Origin of the sequence: Streptomyces laurentii, from assembly GCF_040635425.1 — a bacterium.
Taxonomy (GTDB): domain Bacteria; phylum Actinomycetota; class Actinomycetes; order Streptomycetales; family Streptomycetaceae; genus Streptomyces; species Streptomyces laurentii.
The window spans coordinates 18,950-34,502 of sequence record NZ_JBEYHT010000009.1 but is presented as its reverse complement, the minus strand read 5'-3'; the positions used below and the strand labels follow the sequence as shown (position 1 = coordinate 34,502).

Below are 15,553 nucleotides of genomic sequence, written 5' to 3'. Positions count from 1 at the left end.
AGTGGCGAGGGCGGCACGTGACCCTCTGGCGTGCGGCTGCGGACTTCGGCCGGGAGTGACGACCGCCTCGGCGCCGGCGGAACGACCGGGGGCGGCCGTGGGGCACGGCGACGGCCCGACCGCGGACCGCTCCGATCCGGGTGCCGCAGGTCGTCCGGTTCGACCGCCTCACCGCCCCCCTGTCGCGGCCGGTGAACGGCAGGCAGGCGGACACATCGTGGGATCGGTGGAGCCGCCAGGCGGCCGGCATGCGCGATTAATGTTGAATGTGCAACATGTGTTGAATGACGTGAAGTCATGAGGCACATCGAAGTGTGGGCGGACGTGGTCTGCGCCTGGGCGTACATCGGCAAGCGGCGGCTGGCTCTGGCGCTCGAAGAATGGGACGGCGAGCCGGTCGAGGTGGTGTGGCGGCCGTTCCGGATCGATCCGATGGCGCCGGCGCGGGCGGAGCCCCTGGAGGACGCGCTGCGGGATCCGGTGGTGGACACGACGCTGCAAGGCTGCGCGCCTGAGGCGACCACGGCCGAGAACCAGGCCAGGGTCTCGGAGATCGCCGCCGCCGAGGGCTTGGGCCGCACTGGGGCGCGGCGTGGCGGGCTTCGAGTCACGACGCGCACCGGCTGATCGCCCTGGCGTACGAGCAGGGTGGAGCCGCCCTTCAGAACGCCGTACTCGAGGGGGTGCTGCGGGCCCACTTCGTGGAGCGGAGGGACATCAGCGCGGCCGAGACGCTTCAGGGGATCGCCGCCGCGGCCGGTTTCGCCGAGGGGGGCCGGCTGCTGAGCGAGGGTGGGGCGGAGGCGTACGTACGAGAGGCCCTGTTGCGGGGCAAGGCGATCGGGGTGAGGACCTCGCCGACCCTGGTGATCGACGGGGAAGCGCTGGCGGGCGCGCACGCACCCGAGGTGATCGCGCGGTTCGTGGCGCGGGCCGTGGCCGAGCCGCGGCGCGAACTGCCGGCCGAGGTCGAGCGACTGAGGCTGGCCGAAGCGCTGCTCGACAAGGGCGATCCGCTGGGCTGCCTGACGCTGCTGGGCGAACTCATGACGGAGTACCCCGAGGAGCGTACGGTGCGGATGCTCGCGGCGCGTGCCCACTTCCACTCGGCGCAGCTGTCGCGGGCACGCGGCGGGCTGGAGGCGCTGGTGGCACAGAACCCGGACGACGCCTACGCCCGGCTGCTGCTGGGCCGGGCCCTGGAGCGTCAGGGTGAGCACGAGGAAGCCGCTCCGCATCTGCGGATCGCCGCCGCGATGAATCCCGAGTACGGGAAGACGGGCTGATCTCCGACGGTCTCGCGCCTCGGTGTCGTCGCGTGAGCCGACGCTCGTGGCTTCTCCTCATCCCGCTACGGCCGGCGCGGCCGGCAGCGCCGGCCGGGTTGGTAGTGAAGATCCATAAGGGCCGGGCGATGCCGGGGCGGCCGGCGCCGAGGTGCGGCGATCGGGTCTTGGGGCTGGTCGGCGATCTTCGGCGGTTCGATCGTGTCCGGTGACGGGGGTGACGGGGGTGACGGGGGTGACGGCGGCGGCCTTGCCGTCACGGGCGACGGTCGCTCTGATCGGGCCCCGCGAGCCGCACCGGCCGAAGGTGGGCGGGGAGGGGGCGGATCGGTTCCGGCCGGAGGAGATGTGGGGTGTCGGGTGACAGGGTCGCCGGCTCCGCTCCTGGAAGCGACCAGATGCATATCGGTCGATGTGGCTGCTGTGGCCGAGGCTGACCGGTGAGGCGTGGGCGCCTGCCGAGGGTAATATCCGGGCCAATCAGGCGTGAGTCGCGGCCTTGTCGCCGAGTCGGGGGCGGGTTGATGGCCGGCGGGCGCCACGGCCGCGTCGCCGGACGCTTGTCGGATGATCATCGAGATCGGTGATCATCGCAGGCCGTGGCGGTGTGATCGACGTTCCGCTTCCGCCCTCGGGTGGCGATTGTATTGATTTCAGTTAAGGGATTCCGCGGGTAGGGGCGCCCTCGCGAGCGCTGCGATACCGCCGCCCGGACCAGCGGAACATGCCCACGCCTCCGAGTTTGCGTGAGAGCGCACTCCGACTCCTAGGTTCGGCGCATGCGATACATCAAACTCGGAACGACCGGACTGGGAGTCTCCGCCATCGCCCTCGGTTGCATGAGCTCCGGCGAGCGGGACCGGGGCGGCGAGCCCTGGTCGCTGGGCGCGGACGCCAGCCGGGACATCATCAAGCAGGCCCTTGAGAGCGGCGTCAACTTCCTTGACACGGCCAATGGGTATAGCGCCGGAAGCAGCGAGGAGATCGTCGGCCAGGCGGTCAAGGACTTCACCCGGCGCGAGGAGGTCGTTCTCTCCACCAAGGTCTGGATGCGGATGCGCCCCGGCCCGAATGGCGCTGGGCTGTCCCGCAAGGCGATCTTCGCCGAGCTCGACGCTTCCCTGAAGCGACTGGGGACCGACTACATCGACCTGTACCAGATCCACCGCTGGGACTATGACACCCCGATTGAGGAAACCCTCGAGGCGCTGCACGACGCGGTCAAGTCCGGGAAGGTCCGCTACATCGGAGCCTCTTCCATGTACGCCTGGCAGTTCGCCAAGGCCCTGTACCTGGCTGACCTGAACGGCTGGACCCGGTTCGTGTCGATGCAGGACCACTACAACCTCATCCACCGGGAAGCAGAGCGGGAGATGCTCCCGCTCTGCGCCGACCAGGGCATCGGCGTGATTCCGTGGAGCCCGCTGGCGCGGGGCAGGCTGACGCGGGTCCGGGACACCGCCACGGCGCGTGCCAGGACCGATGAGGGCGGCAAGATCCTCTACCGCGACGGGGACCAGGCAGTGGCCGAGCGTGTCCACGAGATCGCGGGCAAGCGGGGTCTGTCCCCGGCCCAGGTCGCCCTGGCCTGGGTCATACGCAACCCGGCGGTGACCTCGCCCATCGTCGGGGTCACCAAGCCGGCCCAGCTTGCCGACGCACTTGCCGCGGTGAACGTCGAACTCGACGAAGACGAGGCTGCCTACTTGGAGGAGCCCTACCAGCCGCACGAGGTCGCCTACCTGGAGGAGTCTTTCTACAAGTCGCGCCCTGTGACGGGCTCTCGGTAGCCCGGGCTGCCGCCGGGCCTTCGACGAGTCCTTGGCCTCGGCCTTCACAGCCCTGTGGTGGGCCCGGCGGTACGTGCGGGCGGTCGCGCGCAACTGCATGATCTGCGCGCTGCCCGCCGGCGCGGTGAGCAGGATGCCCGCCACCTCGGCCAGCAGCAGGGCCACGCGCAGCGGGACGTACCCGCGGTCACCGAAGTAGCTGACGTCCATCGGCTGCTCCTGAGTTTGGCAAGAGATTTCGCGGTCAGGGCGTAAGGCCGATGTGCGCGGGCACCGGGATCCGTTTTGACGTGGGACTCCTACATCTCTACATCTGAAAACGGAGCACCGGTGCCCGCCGTCGGAGCATGGGCAATCGAGCCCTTGTGGGTCCAGTTCGAGGCCCTCCTGCCACCGCATCTCGAGACACATCCGTGGGGCTGTCACAACCCACGGATCGGAGACCTGCGACTGTGTCGTGGGCCTGGACCTGGCCGACATCACTGTCGACGGGCGGATCACCAAAGCGCCCTGCGGTGGCGAGGTCGCCGGGAAATCACCGATTGACCGAGGAAAACTCGGGATCAAGTGGTCGCGGATGACCGACGGACGCGGGATCCCGCTGGGCTGTGTCGTGACCGTCGCGAACAGGCATGACTCCCCGTTGCTGCGCCCGACGCCAGAGAAGCTCGCGCGTTTCGAGCTCGCCTTGCCTGAGCAGATCACGGTGTACCTTGACGCGGGCTACGACTCCACGGTCACCCGCAAACTGCTGACCGATCTCGGCTGCGAGTGGCGGATCCAGCCCAAGGGCGTCGTGATCCCGATCAACCACACTCGCCGCTGGGTCGTCGAGCGCACCAACTTCTGGTACAGCCGCGGCTTCAACTTCACCCTTTCCTGCACGGAACGTCGAGCGGCCGTCATCAACGCACTGCTCGCGTTGATGACCGCGATCATCGTGATCCGACGCCTCATCCGCGAAGCCTGGACCGGCCAACGCTGGGACGCACGGCCAGCCCGCCGACCATGACGCCTTGTCCTCTACCCGCGGAATCTCTAAGGGACAAGTGGCGGCGGGGGAAGTCCCCGGATGGGCCCATCGTGTGGGCGCATCCCATTGATTCGTCGACCGTCTGTGATGTGGGGAAGATCCCGTGAGGGAGGGTGGACGCGTGCTTCGGATCGCTGTCGCACTCCTGGCACCTGGAAGACCTGAGCGCCACCGTGAAGACCAACGAGGACCGCAGAAGGTGGATACGGGCCGGTGGCAGCAGAGATCCTCAAGAAGGAACATGTGCCAGCCCCAGATGAGTGGGGACAGGTGTTCGGCGACGAAGTCCTCGCCACGGCCATCCTCGACCGGCTCCTGCATCACCGCGATGTCGTCTCGATGAACAGTCCGAGCTACCGGCTCAAGAACCGGCTCGCCGCCATCGAACGCGACACGAACGTGGCCTGACCGCAGGCAATCCCCGTCGTCGACCCGCCAGCTTCCTGGCAATGCCGGCGGGCGGGCAGTCCCGCTTGGACACGCCAGTAGTCCGCGTCACGAGGGTCGGTCATCCAGCCGATCACTCGCTCAGCGCCTGTTTGGAAGGCGCCAGTCAGCGAGTTCTCCTCGCCGACGACAAGCCTGAGCGCGTCGACGTCATGGGTGGCGTGATCGGTATCGCACCAGCAGGCCACGATCACCGCCGCGTCGACTGCGAGCCGGCCCCGGTCTGTCCACACCACCTCAAGCTGGAACTCCAGCTGATCGACCCCAGTCGCATGCTCAATGACATCCAGGCCGAGAACGATCGGCGTCCACGGCTGCGTGCCCGGGAAGACCGCGTGCTGCGGTGCCCATTCCCACTCCACCCCTCCTCCGTCGACGCGAGCCGCATCGACTGCCCGAGCCGCATGCCTCAGGGACTCCACGTCGGCAGGCGACAGGAAAGGGAAGAGCGTGGTCAACGGGACGTCGCCAAAAGCACCTCGGTTCATGGCCATGAGTCGATCATCCGTTCTCTCCAGCCCGAGCAACATGGGGCCCCTTTCCTGAGGTCCCCGCAACAAGGCCGACAGGTTGCCATCCACCAAGCTGAGCACGTTCACCCGTACCTGGCTGGGCACTTCAACGAGTACGGCGACAGCTGGGTCGACCAGGCTCCGCACCCCGGGCATGCGGCACCGACCGCCGAGCACCGCGCGTCAACGCGCACTATCTCGATATTCACGTCTACCGACAGCACCTCGATGTCCGGGACCGACGGAAACAACAGCTCCTTCAACCGGAGCAAGACCTCTTCCAAGCCCCGGACCTTCAGCCCAACCACCAAGCCGACGGCTGATTTTCGGGCGACTTCCGGAGCTGTTCAGAGACACCCGGACGTCACTCGGAGTCGCCGTTGCACGGAAGCTGAGCCAGAACCAAGACTCGTGATCAAAGCCACCTGCCGGACCGCATGCCGCGGGAGACCGTCGAGGATCTTCTCCAGGCTCCTGAGGCTGAAGTTCCGGTCGACCCACCGCTGGGCCCACTGGCTGGCGACGCCGATCCGCCAGTCCTGGTAGCGGCAGGCGACGCGGCCCATGAGAGGCTCCCGCTCGCCGGTCAGCCCCAGGGCCTCGGCCTTGCGGGTGTAGGCGGCGCCGGTCAGGCACTCCATGGGCACGAGCAGGCAGCTGACGCCCGTGTACAGCGGCCGGTCCGAGGAGTGCGCCGCCCACTCCTCTTCCCGTACTCCGCGCACGATCTCGGCTTCCGGCTTCCGGCCTTGCGGACGCAGGAGCAGGTCGGTGCGCCCCGTCGTCACACGAGCCTCGGCGATCTTCATGACCAGCCCCAGGTGGAAGGTATCGGGTAGCTGGGGCAGCGGTGCCGGGGTTTTGGCCCGTGACTGGTCCGGAAGTCCTGGTCAGGAGTGGGACACCGGTGGGATGAACTGGGAGTTTCGGTGCAAACGCGACCCCTTTATGTGCGAGGCGAGCGAGAGGCGCCTGACGGGCAAAAGCTTAGGTCAGGCGCCTCTTTGTGTGTCCCTAGAAGAAGCCGAGCTTCTTCGCCGAGTACGACACGAGAAGATCGAGAACCGGTGCCCCTCGACGAGGCCGGTGAGAGCGGGTGCCTCGCCATTGCCCTGCGCCCCGGCCTGATGCCCGGGAGGTCACTCTGTGGGCGGGTCCTCACGGAGGATCCGGCCCGGAGCGCCCGCGAGGCGGCACAGCGCACGCTGGACAGGCCTCACCTCCAGTCGCCGAACCTCTCGAAGAACGCCTCGGCGGAGCGCACACTCGCCGCCGCGACGGCGCATCGTTGCACCTCCCAGTCGCTCGCGAACGCCTCGATCAGCACCTCCGCGGCCCTGGGCGTACCGATCACCTTGCGCAGGCACTCCTCGCGGCGCGACCCGTCGAAATGGACGAGGGCCACCCGTGCCACGTTGTACGCGCGGCTCGCGGAGCCCAGACGGTAGGGCGGGTACGGACGGAATCGGTGCTCCAGTCGTGCCGACGGGACGGCCAGCACGTCGATCCCGGCGCGCCAGGCCCGCAGGCTGAAGTCGACGTCCTCAAGCCCCAGCTCGCGAAAGGCCCCGAAGCCGCCGAGCCGCTCGAACACCGCTTGCCGCACGGCCAGGCAGCCGCCCGGTGCGACGGGCACCGGGTGCGGGGCGCCGTCCGGCCCCGGCGGCAGCCAGCGCACCCGCAAGTCGGCGTCGATCAGGCGGGCGCCGCAGCCCAGCGCCGTGCCGCCGAAGTCGCGCAGGCCGGGTGCGAGGACGGCATCGGGTTCGGCGGCCAGCGAGGCCCGCAGTCGGCCGAGGCAGTCCCGCTCCAGCCGGCAGTGCGCGTCCAGGAACAGCAGGTGCGTGCCCCGGGCGAGCCGGGCGCCCGCGTTGCGGGCCGCCGCGACGCCGCTGCGCGGGATGCGGCGTACCACGACCCCTCGCGCGCGCCACTCCTCCCGCTCCAAGGCGGCACAACTGCCGTCGGTGCCGCCGTCGTCGATGACGATGGTCTCGTCGGCGACGTCCGACCCGGCGAACACGGACCTCAGGGTCTCGTGCAGCTCCGCGCCCTCGTCCAGGCTCGCGATCACCAGGGAAACGGTCACCGGCCGCTCAAGAGGCCCTCGCCCCACCCCGGGCGCCGTGCGGATCATTCCACCGGGGGGCCGGGCGTGCCGGGCGGAACTCCGCCGGGAGGAGACGTGGCGATCAGGTCGATCAGGCCCGGCAGCATGGCCGCGTACCGGATCGAATCCTGCAGATAGGCCGTGAGTCCGGCGTTCAGTGCGAAGTGGTAGGAGCTCAGCCGGTCGAGCTCGCCGCCGTCCAGGCCGAGTGCCAGCAGGTCGCCGAGCCTCAGCCGGCCCAGGCTCAGCGTGTCGAGCACCTTCTGCGGCGCTGCGGAGAATTCCAGGTAGTCGGCGAACTCGGTGGACGACTGGAAGTCGGCCTCGGCGAAACCGGCCTGCTCGAGCACGCGCTCGAGAGCCCGGTCGCCCTGGCGGACCAGATATCCGACCGACGGTACGTTCGCCTCGCGCAGATGTTCCAACAGCTGCTTGGTCACGGCGCCGACGAGCCCGATGTTGGTGGCGTTCCGCCGGTCCGTCAGGACGGGGGTGAGATGGGCCCGGTCCTCGCTGCCGATCATGGCGATGCCCACGGCCTCGACGGTCTGCGATCCGATGCCCTTGGGCGGCCAGGGCCGCTCCGTCACGGCCAGCGCCAGCACCAGGCCGCCCCGGGACAGCAGCGGTTCGAGGACCTCGGAATAGAGGTACGGAAACCGGTTGCGGCGGCAGAACGCGGCGAGCGCGGTCCGTGTTTCGACGTCGGTCTCCTTCGTCACCGTCATCCGGACCGACTCGTTCGCGGGGGAGTGGTGGGTCATCGCGGGCCTGCGAGGGCGGGGGAGTCTGCACGGGACATCCACCCTGCGACCGCGTACCGCGTGCCGTCGCGCACGGTCGCCACCTCGTGCATCAGGGAGGACCGGAACAACACCAGCATGCCGGGCTCGGGTACCACGACCACCCGGCGGTCGCGCAGGCCCGGGTCGGTCTCGTAGACGGTGAGCGCGCCGCCGTCGAAGGCCGGCAGAGCCTCGCTGCCGTCGCGCCCGTTGAGGTAGAGCAGCAGCGACCACCGGTGGGCGGCCAGCCGGGGCGGATCGTCCTTGTGGTTGGCCACATCCCGGTGCGCGCGGAAGTAGCTGCCTTTCTCGTACGACATGAAGTACGGGCCGTACAAATAGTCCGCGTCCGAGTCGAAGTCCGCGCGGTGGTCGACGAAATAGGACGTCATGCGCTCGCCGACGCGGCGCTTGAAGTCCTCCGGGAAGTGGTGGTCGAAGCACAGGCGCAGCGACTCGTCCAGGATCGATTCGCCCGCGCGCACGATCTGAGCCGGCTCCCGCGGCGCCTGGGCCATGGCCCTGATGACGTCGGCGCATTCGCCGACCGAAAGGAATCCACGGGTCGACGCGATGTTCTGTGTCCTGAACTGCGGCTGCATGTCCTGGCGCCTCCCGGTCGCGTACGTCTCCTGGCGTGGAACGACACTTCTTCAGACAAGCGCCGTCCACCGCGACCCGCACGCGGGACTAGCCCGACCGACGGGTCCGCCGATCGGCCCGGGCACCGCCCGCCGACACGCCGCCCCAGCCCGGTGCGCCCCCATCCGGTCGGAGGCCGGCCCGCTGGAGTCCTCCATCCGGGTGGTGACGGTGTGGTGCATGAGGTGCCCTCGCTCAAGCGCCGCGCAGCTACCGCGACTCGCCCCGTGCCCATCCCGCCGCAGTTCGTACGGATCCTCCGTGCGCACATCGAACGCTTCGGCGTGGCACCGGACGGCCGGCTGTCCAGGAACCAGGCCGGCGACTACGTGGACCCGGCGGCCTACGGCACGACGTGGGCGCGGGCGCGGAAGTACGTGCTGACACGAATGGAGCTCACCTCCGGGCCGGCCGAACGGCCCTGCGACCTCAGGCACGCAGGTATCTCGTTCTGGTGGTACTCCGGTGTGGACCCGGCCGAATGCGCTCGACGCGCGGGCCAGAGCATCGAGGTTCTCTCGCGGCGCTCGTCGCCCTGACGCAACGGGACACTTGGGCGGCGAGCCTGTGGCATTCCCGAACAGCTTCGGGCCCAGGTGGTACCGGGAGGGCTAGGTGTTCTGTCCCGGGAGGTCGTGGACGGGCGATAGAGGTCTCGGCTGGGGCATCTTGAAATGGGTGAGGGCCTTCCGGCCTGGTGTGGATTGCGACATCTGCACCGGCGACCAGAAAGGCCCTCGTGCCCCACCGTAGTGCACCCCTGACCGAGACCGGACGTCTGCGTCCGGCCCGTTGTATGGTCGAGGACGGCCGGCCGGCCGAGCGCTTCCAGGTCTCACCCACCACGGCCCAGCGATGGGCCGACCGCTACCGCACATTCGGCGAGGCCGGGATGACCGGCCGGTCCTCCCGCCCGCACCACAGCCCTCGGCGGACACCGACCCGCACTAGGTGCCCGGCACCGGTCCCGTGGAGGCTCGGATCACCAGCTCCGGGTCGAAGAGGAGTTCGCCGGTCGGCACCTCGCGGTTGCTGACCAGGGCGAGGACGCTGCGGCCCACCTCCAGGGCGAGCCGGTCGGCCGGCTGGCGGACGGTGGTGAGCGTGGGGTCGGTGAACTCGGTGACGGCCGAGCCGTCGTAACCGACCACCGAGACGTCCGCGGGCACGGAGAGGCCCTGCCGCCGGATGCCCCGGATGGCGCCGAGGGCCATATAGTCGCTGGCGGCGACGATGGCGGTGGCGCCCTGCGCCACGAGGGCCGCGGCGGCGGCCTGCCCGCCTTCCACGGTGTAGGACTGGCGGACGACCCACCGTTCGGCGTCCTCGGCGCCACGCCGGGTCATCGCCTCGACGAAACCGCGCACCCGCCGGTCGGCGGGCCGGTTCCCGGCGGGGCCTGAGGCCATGCCGATGCGGCGGTGGCCGAGCCGGTGGAGATGGTCGACGGCCAACTCGGCGGCGAGTGCGTCGTCGGTGGAGTAGACGGGAACGGGCACGCCGTCGGCGAACTCGCCGTTGATGCCGACATAGGGGACGCGACGCTGGCGCAGCAGCTCGTAGCTCTCGGTGTCGGCACCCTCGACCGTGTTGGAGGCGGAGAGGAAGACCACGGCGGCCACGCCCTTGTCGATGAGCGCGGTGAGGAAGTCCAGTTCCTGGACGCCGCCGGGGAAGACGGGACACAGGACGGTCTTGAGGCCGTGGGGGGCGAGTGCGGACTCGATCCGCTCGGCGACGTCGGCGAAGAACGGGTTCGAGACGAATTCGGTGACGACCGCCACCAGCTGGCCCTGGGTGGGGCGCTCGTAACCGAGTTCGGCCATGGCCCGCTCGACCACCTCGCGTGTCTTGCGGGACACCCCCTGGCGCCGGTTGATCACCCGGCTGACGGTGGCCTCACTGACCTGTGCGCGGGCTGCGACGTCGGTGATGCCGACCTTCATCGCGGTCCTTCCATGAGTGTGAGCGACACCAGGCCGCCGCGCGGGACGGCCAGGGGCCGTGGTCCGTCGGGCAGGAGCGTCAGTGGATCATTCATCATACGGCCGTCGGGACCGTGGACCCGGGCCCTCACCGGTCCGCCGCCGGTGACATCGGCCATCACCCGGTCCCGGCCGGAACCGTTCACTAGGTGGAAGGTCCGGTACGCGGCCGTGTCGAGGGTTGCGACCCGGTCGCCGTGCACGCTGATCAGGCACTCCTCGCCCAGGGCCGAGTGCACCAGCGGGTACAGCTCGTCGGGCCGCCCCGGCTCGGTCTCGCCGTCGAGGATCAGCTCGCGGTGCCGCCGCCACCATCCGAGCCAGAACCGCACGGTCTCCCGGTGCTCCCGGGGCACCTCGTCGAGGCGTACGGAGATCTGCGGTACGGAGTGCAGGGCCCCGATCAACTGCCTGGCCACGGCCTCGGTACCGGCGCTGTGCGACCACATGAGCATGTCGGAGTGGACGGCGCCGCCGACCGCGAGGAGAGCGGTGTCGAGCGTGTTCACCCGGTTGGCGGTGGCGTCCGCCGGACAGTCGAAGGAACGCAGCATGTTCCCGTACGGGGCCATGCCGGGTCCCGTGTACGGCTGGCGCAGCTCCAGCAGGATTCCGGGCCGGACGGCCTCGAGTTCCTGCCGCAGCCTGTCGAGGAGCAGGGTCATGGCGTGGCCGACGTCGCCGCCGCCGTCGCCCGCGTAGACGGCGGCCTCGTCGAGGAAGTCGAGCTTCAGCCCGTCGAGTCCGTAGTCGCGGACGAGGGAGACACACAGGTCGACGACGTGCCGGCGCACCTCGGGGCGGCGGGGATCGAGGACGTGGGCGCCGGGCACGGTGGCGGGGCGGGGGGCCGCGGTGGCCCACCGGTCGTGGCAGTCGGCCTGCGGGCCGAGCAGCAGGGGCGCCACCCAGAGGAGGTGACACAGGCCGTGGGCGCGGACGGCGGCCACGTGCGCGGCGAGGTCGGGAAACTTCGCGGGATCGGGCCGCCAGTCGCCGACGCCCGCGTAGCCGCGGCCGTTGCCGTACGCCTGCCAGCCGTCGTCGAGGATCAGCGCCCCGCAGCCGAGCTCGGCTGCGAGTGCGGCCTGGCTCTCGACGGCGGCGGCGGTGACGTTCTGGTTGAAGGCGTACCAGGTGGAGTAGACGGGGACGCGGGCCGTGTCCGGGACGTGCATCGGGGGGTGGGCGGCGGCGAGGTGGGCGCGGATCGGGCGCAGGGCGGCGGCGACGGAGGGCGCGCGGGGCGCGAGCAGCAGACGGTGGGGGCGGTCGGCGGCGGGCAGCCGGAGGTGGACGACGTGGGTGTCGTTCTCCTCGGAGACGCCGAAGCGGATCGTGGCCTCGGTGACGGGGTCGGCGGCGGCCCAGGTGAGGAGGGTGGCGCCGGAGTGCTCGTACAGGGAGCCGGCGGCGGGGCCGTCGACGAGGCAGGTAGCGGCCCGCCCGGCCCAGTCGGGGACGAGGGTGCGGCGCCAGCCGCCCTGCGGATGCCAGTAGCCGGCTGCGTCGCCGAGGGGGACGGAGAGGCGGATCTCGACGGGGACGCCGGGGGCGTGGACGTCGAGGGCGAGCAGTCCGTCCGGGAGGGGGGTCAGGGTCCGGGAGGGGGTGGTGCCGGGGGAGAGGAGGGCGATCGAGACCCCGTCGTGAAGGGGTTCGGAGGGCACCGGGGTCTCGTGCGCGGTGGTTACGGGCTCGTCGGCCCGGGCCTGGAGAGTCATGGTCATTCCTTGACGGCGCCCGCGAGGAGGCCGGAGACGAAGTGACGCTGGAGGAGCAGGAAGACGACCGCCATGGGGACGGCGGCGACCGAGGTTCCGGCGAGGATGGCGCCGTAGTCGGTCTCGTCGAGTCCCTGGAGGGAGGCGAGGGCGACGGGGATGGTGAAGGTGAGCTCGTCGCGCAGCACGATCAGCGGCCACACGAAGTCGTTCCACTGGTAGAGGAAGAGGAAGATCGAGAGGGCCGCGAGGGCGGGCCGCATCGGCGGCAGCGCGACCCTCAGGAAGAGCCGCCGCTCACCGCAGCCGTCCATGCGGCCGGAGTCGAGCAGCTCCTTCGGGAGCGCCGCCATGGACTGCCGCATGAGGAAGATGCCGAAGGGCAGGGCGAGGTTGGGGGCGATGACAGCCTGGTAGGTGCCGAGCCATTGGAGCCCGGCCATCATGCGGAAGAGCGGCACAAGGGTGATCTGGGTGGGCACGACGAGGCCCAGCATGAGCAGCCCGAAGAGGACCTCGCGGCCGCGGAAGCGATAGGTGGCGAAGCCGTATCCGGCGAGGGTGCAGACCGTGCCCGCGAGCAGCGTGTACACACTGGCGATGCCGAGGGAGTTGAGGACGACCCGGCCGAAGTGGGCGGTGTCCTGGAGGGTGGCGAGGTTCTCGGCGAGGTGGCCGCCGGGGAGCAGCGGCGGCGGGCTCGTGAAGAGTTCGCGCGAGCTGTGGGTGGCGCCGACGACGAGCCAGTAGAAGGGCACGGCGACGGCGGCGAGGGCGATCGCGAGGCCGGAGGTGAGCAGGAGCGAGCGGCCGGCCCGCCGGCCCGGGGCCCGGTTCGTCATGGCGTGTCTCACGACTTGTCTCCCAGGAGGCGGAACTGGACCAGGCCGAGGAGGCCGATGAGCAGGGTGAGGGCGTAGGCGAGGGCGGAGGCGTAGCCGAAGTCCGCGTAGGTGAAGGCGTTGCGGTAGAGGTACACGCCGATGGTGAGGGTGGCGTTGTCGGGGCCGCCGCCGGTGAGGACCGTCGGCTCGTCGAAGAGCTGCAGCGTGCCGATGGTGGACAGGACAGTGGTGAGCAGCAGCGCGGGGCGCAGCCCGGGCAGGGTGACGTGACGGAACGCGGCGAGGGCGCCGGCCCCGTCGACGGCGGCGGCGTCGTACAGCTCCGCGGGCACGGTCTGGAGGCGGGCGAGCAGGATGACGGCGTTGTAGCCGGTGTAGTGCCAGGTGAGGGCGAGACTCAGGGAGATCCGGGCCCACAGGCCGTCGGTGAGCCAGGGCACGGGGGCGACGCCGACGAGGCCGAGCAGCCAGTTGACGAGGCCGTAGTCCTTGTTGAGGAGGACGGAGAAGACGATGCCGTACGCGACGAGGCCGGTGACCATCGGAAGGAAGAAGCCCAGCCGGAAGACCGGGCGGCCGCGCAGGAGCGTGGAGTTCAGGGCGACGGCGAGAGCAGTGGCGAGGGCCAGCATCAGCGGGACCTGTACGGCCAGGACGATCGCCGTGTTGCGGAGCGCGGTCCACAGCAACGGGTCGTCGAGCAGCCGCCGGTAGTTGTCGGAGCCGACGAAGGTCTCCGTGCCCGCGACGGTGCGGTGCAGGCTGATCACGAAGGACCAGCCGATCGGGTAGAGCTTGAAGACGGAGAAGAGCAGAAGGGCCGGCAGTACGAAGAGGTACGGAGCCGCCCGGCCGCGCCGCCGGGGGCGGGCGGCGGCCGGGAGCGGTGTGGCCAGGTTCATCGGGCGGCCTTCCGGCCGGTCTGGCGGACGAGTTCGGCGGCCGCCTCGCGGAGCACGGTCGCCGGGTCGGCGCCCTTGAGGAGGACCCTGGACTGCGCGTCGGTGATCAGCTTGAGAGCGCGGGCGTAGTCGGAGGTGTAGTTCACGGCCGGGGAGGGCGCCTTGAGGGCGGCGAGGAAGATCTCGCCCTTCTTCTGGCCGCTGAAGAAGGCCGAGGGCTCGTGGAACACGGCGTCGTCGTAAGCCTTCATGAGCGCGGGGGCGATGCCCTTGCCCCGGTAGATCCGCACCTGGGAGGCGGGGCGGGTGAGGGCGAACTCGACGAAGCACCAGGCGGCCGCCTGGTGCCTGCTGCTGCCTGCGACGGCGAGGTGGGTGGAGTTCACGGTGGCGGCGGTGGGGCCGCCGCGGCGTACGGCGGGCGGGAGCCGCACCTTCCACTTGCCGGCCTCGGCGGGCACCTGCTCCTCGACGATGCCCCCGAACCACGTGGGCCAGGGCACGACGGCGTTGGTGCCCTGTTTGAGGGAGCTCATGAGGGCGTTCCAGCCGCCGGCGAGGTCGCTGACGAGACCGGCGTCGTTCATGGTCTTGACCAGCGTCATGGCCCGCACGGCCTCGGGCGAGTCGAGGGTGACCCGGCCTTCGAGGTCGAAGTAGAAGGCGCCCTGGAGCTGGAGCAGCATCTGGAAGAAGTTGGCGGCGTCGGGCTGGGAGGCCGGCTTGTCGATGCCGAGGAGGTGGACGCCGGTCTTGGCCTTGAGGCGCTTGCCGGCCTCGATCGTCTCGTCCCAGGTCTGGAGGGCCTCGGCGTCGACGCCCGCCTTCTCGAAGAGGTCGGCGCGGTAGTAGAAGCCGGCTGAATTGGCCTCCCAGGGCAGGGCGTTCACACGCTTGCCGTCGGGGCAGACGGTCTGCCAGAGGCCGGAGGCGAAGGCGTCCTTGTGCCGGGTGGCGCCGAGTGGGCCGAGGTCGGCGAGGCCGCCGGGGAATCGCTCGACGTAGCCGGGAAGGTAGTCGACGCCTATGTGGAGGACGTCGGCGAGCCCCTGGCCGCCCGCGGCCAGACCGGTGGTGATCTTGTCCCAGATGGCCGGGTTCCCGATGTCCTGGACCGTGACCCTGATGTCCGGGTAGACCCGGTTGAAGTCCGGCAGGAGGGCCTTGAGTTCGGTGGCGGGCCCCTGCCAGGACCAGACGGTGATCTCGCCCTTCTTGGGATCGCCGGCCCGGCCCGTGCCTCCACCCGTGCCGGTGCCGGTGCAGGCGGAGAGGGCGAGGCCCCCGAGGCCGGTGGCGGCGAGGGCGCCGCCCGTGCGCAGGACGCCTCTGCGTCCGATCGGTCTGTCCGCTCCGTTGCGGTCGCTCTGTGTCATGAGCCGGGACAGTACAAGCGCCTCTCTGTACTTGCAATGGATCGATGAAAACTTTCGGTTGAGTCGTCGTTCAACGACTGTGAGAACCATTGCAAGCCGCTGTGGGGATTGCTAGC

At 70.2% G+C, this 15,553-nt stretch carries 14 protein-coding genes and 3 pseudogenes; 7 read left to right on the top strand and 10 right to left on the bottom strand.

Translation table 11 applies throughout. The features are described from left to right. The first annotated feature begins 297 nt into the window (after nt 1-297). The 5 genes and pseudogenes from ABZ693_RS08400 to ABZ693_RS08380 all read left to right on the top strand — a co-directional run. Nucleotides 298-627, top strand: coding sequence for a DsbA family protein (locus tag ABZ693_RS08400; protein ID WP_359874781.1), 330 nt, complete (start codon nt 298-300; stop codon nt 625-627). After that, nucleotides 624-1,286, top strand: coding sequence for a tetratricopeptide repeat protein (locus ABZ693_RS08395; protein ID WP_359874955.1), 663 nt, complete (start codon nt 624-626; stop codon nt 1,284-1,286). The genes ABZ693_RS08400 and ABZ693_RS08395 overlap by 4 nt, the downstream gene beginning before the upstream one ends. A gap of 779 nt (nt 1,287-2,065) precedes the next feature. Next, nucleotides 2,066-3,076, top strand: a complete 1,011-nt coding sequence (locus ABZ693_RS08390) for an aldo/keto reductase (protein ID WP_359874779.1) — start codon at nt 2,066-2,068, stop codon at nt 3,074-3,076. A gap of 330 nt (nt 3,077-3,406) precedes the next feature. After that, nucleotides 3,407-4,088 (top strand): annotated as a pseudogene (locus ABZ693_RS08385) (transposase). A gap of 279 nt (nt 4,089-4,367) precedes the next feature. Then, nucleotides 4,368-4,517 (top strand): annotated as a pseudogene (locus ABZ693_RS08380) (ATP-binding protein); the annotation flags it as partial. On the opposite strand, the gene ABZ693_RS08375 reads toward ABZ693_RS08380, so the two are convergent. From ABZ693_RS08375 to ABZ693_RS08355, 5 genes are all read right to left on the bottom strand, one after another. Further along, on the bottom strand, nt 4,463-5,086 hold the full coding sequence (locus tag ABZ693_RS08375) for a hypothetical protein (RefSeq protein WP_359874777.1): 624 nt from the start codon (nt 5,084-5,086) through the stop codon (nt 4,463-4,465). The pseudogene ABZ693_RS08380 and the gene ABZ693_RS08375 overlap by 55 nt on opposite strands. 329 nt (nt 5,087-5,415) lie before the next feature. Next, nucleotides 5,416-5,877, bottom strand: a complete 462-nt coding sequence (locus ABZ693_RS08370) for a hypothetical protein (RefSeq protein WP_359874775.1) — start codon at nt 5,875-5,877, stop codon at nt 5,416-5,418. A gap of 407 nt (nt 5,878-6,284) precedes the next feature. Further along, nucleotides 6,285-7,157, bottom strand: coding sequence for a glycosyltransferase family 2 protein (locus tag ABZ693_RS08365; protein WP_359874773.1), 873 nt, complete (start codon nt 7,155-7,157; stop codon nt 6,285-6,287). A 44-nt stretch (nt 7,158-7,201) separates the two neighbouring features. Further along, entirely contained in the window at nt 7,202-7,906 is a 705-nt protein-coding gene (locus ABZ693_RS08360; RefSeq protein ID WP_359874771.1) for a hypothetical protein, read from the bottom strand. A gap of 32 nt (nt 7,907-7,938) precedes the next feature. Further along, entirely contained in the window at nt 7,939-8,565 is a 627-nt protein-coding gene (locus ABZ693_RS08355) for a 2OG-Fe(II) oxygenase (protein ID WP_359874769.1), read from the bottom strand. A gap of 267 nt (nt 8,566-8,832) precedes the next feature. On the opposite strand from ABZ693_RS08355, the gene ABZ693_RS08350 reads away from it, so the two are divergent. Both ABZ693_RS08350 and ABZ693_RS08345 read left to right on the top strand, forming a co-directional pair. After that, nucleotides 8,833-9,144 carry a site-specific integrase gene (locus tag ABZ693_RS08350; protein ID WP_359874767.1) on the top strand — a complete coding sequence of 104 codons (312 nt, stop codon included), beginning with the start codon at nt 8,833-8,835 and terminating at the stop codon, nt 9,142-9,144. Nucleotides 9,145-9,344: 200 nt separating this feature from the next. Then, a pseudogene (locus ABZ693_RS08345) lies at nt 9,345-9,554 on the top strand (helix-turn-helix domain-containing protein); the annotation flags it as partial. Here ABZ693_RS08345 and ABZ693_RS08340 read toward each other — a convergent pair. Genes ABZ693_RS08340 through ABZ693_RS08320 form a run of 5 tightly spaced genes read right to left on the bottom strand, consistent with a single transcriptional unit; the run spans nt 9,553 to nt 15,437 of the window. Then, on the bottom strand, nt 9,553-10,551 hold the full coding sequence (locus ABZ693_RS08340; protein WP_359874765.1) for a LacI family DNA-binding transcriptional regulator: 999 nt from the start codon (nt 10,549-10,551) through the stop codon (nt 9,553-9,555). The pseudogene ABZ693_RS08345 and the gene ABZ693_RS08340 sit on opposite strands and share 2 nt — an antisense overlap. Continuing rightward, nucleotides 10,548-12,314 carry a glycoside hydrolase family 36 protein gene (locus tag ABZ693_RS08335; RefSeq protein ID WP_359874763.1) on the bottom strand — a complete coding sequence of 589 codons (1,767 nt, stop codon included), beginning with the start codon at nt 12,312-12,314 and terminating at the stop codon, nt 10,548-10,550. The genes ABZ693_RS08340 and ABZ693_RS08335 overlap by 4 nt, the downstream gene beginning before the upstream one ends. Before the next feature lie 2 nt (nt 12,315-12,316). Then, nucleotides 12,317-13,156 (bottom strand): carbohydrate ABC transporter permease, encoded by an 840-nt coding sequence (locus ABZ693_RS08330; RefSeq protein ID WP_359874761.1) that lies wholly within the window; start codon nt 13,154-13,156, stop codon nt 12,317-12,319. Nucleotides 13,157-13,164: 8 nt separating this feature from the next. Beyond that, on the bottom strand, nt 13,165-14,061 hold the full coding sequence (locus tag ABZ693_RS08325; RefSeq protein ID WP_359874759.1) for a carbohydrate ABC transporter permease: 897 nt from the start codon (nt 14,059-14,061) through the stop codon (nt 13,165-13,167). Beyond that, nucleotides 14,058-15,437, bottom strand: coding sequence for an ABC transporter substrate-binding protein (locus ABZ693_RS08320; protein ID WP_359874757.1), 1,380 nt, complete (start codon nt 15,435-15,437; stop codon nt 14,058-14,060). The genes ABZ693_RS08325 and ABZ693_RS08320 overlap by 4 nt, the downstream gene beginning before the upstream one ends. Nucleotides 15,438-15,553 lie beyond the last annotated feature (116 nt).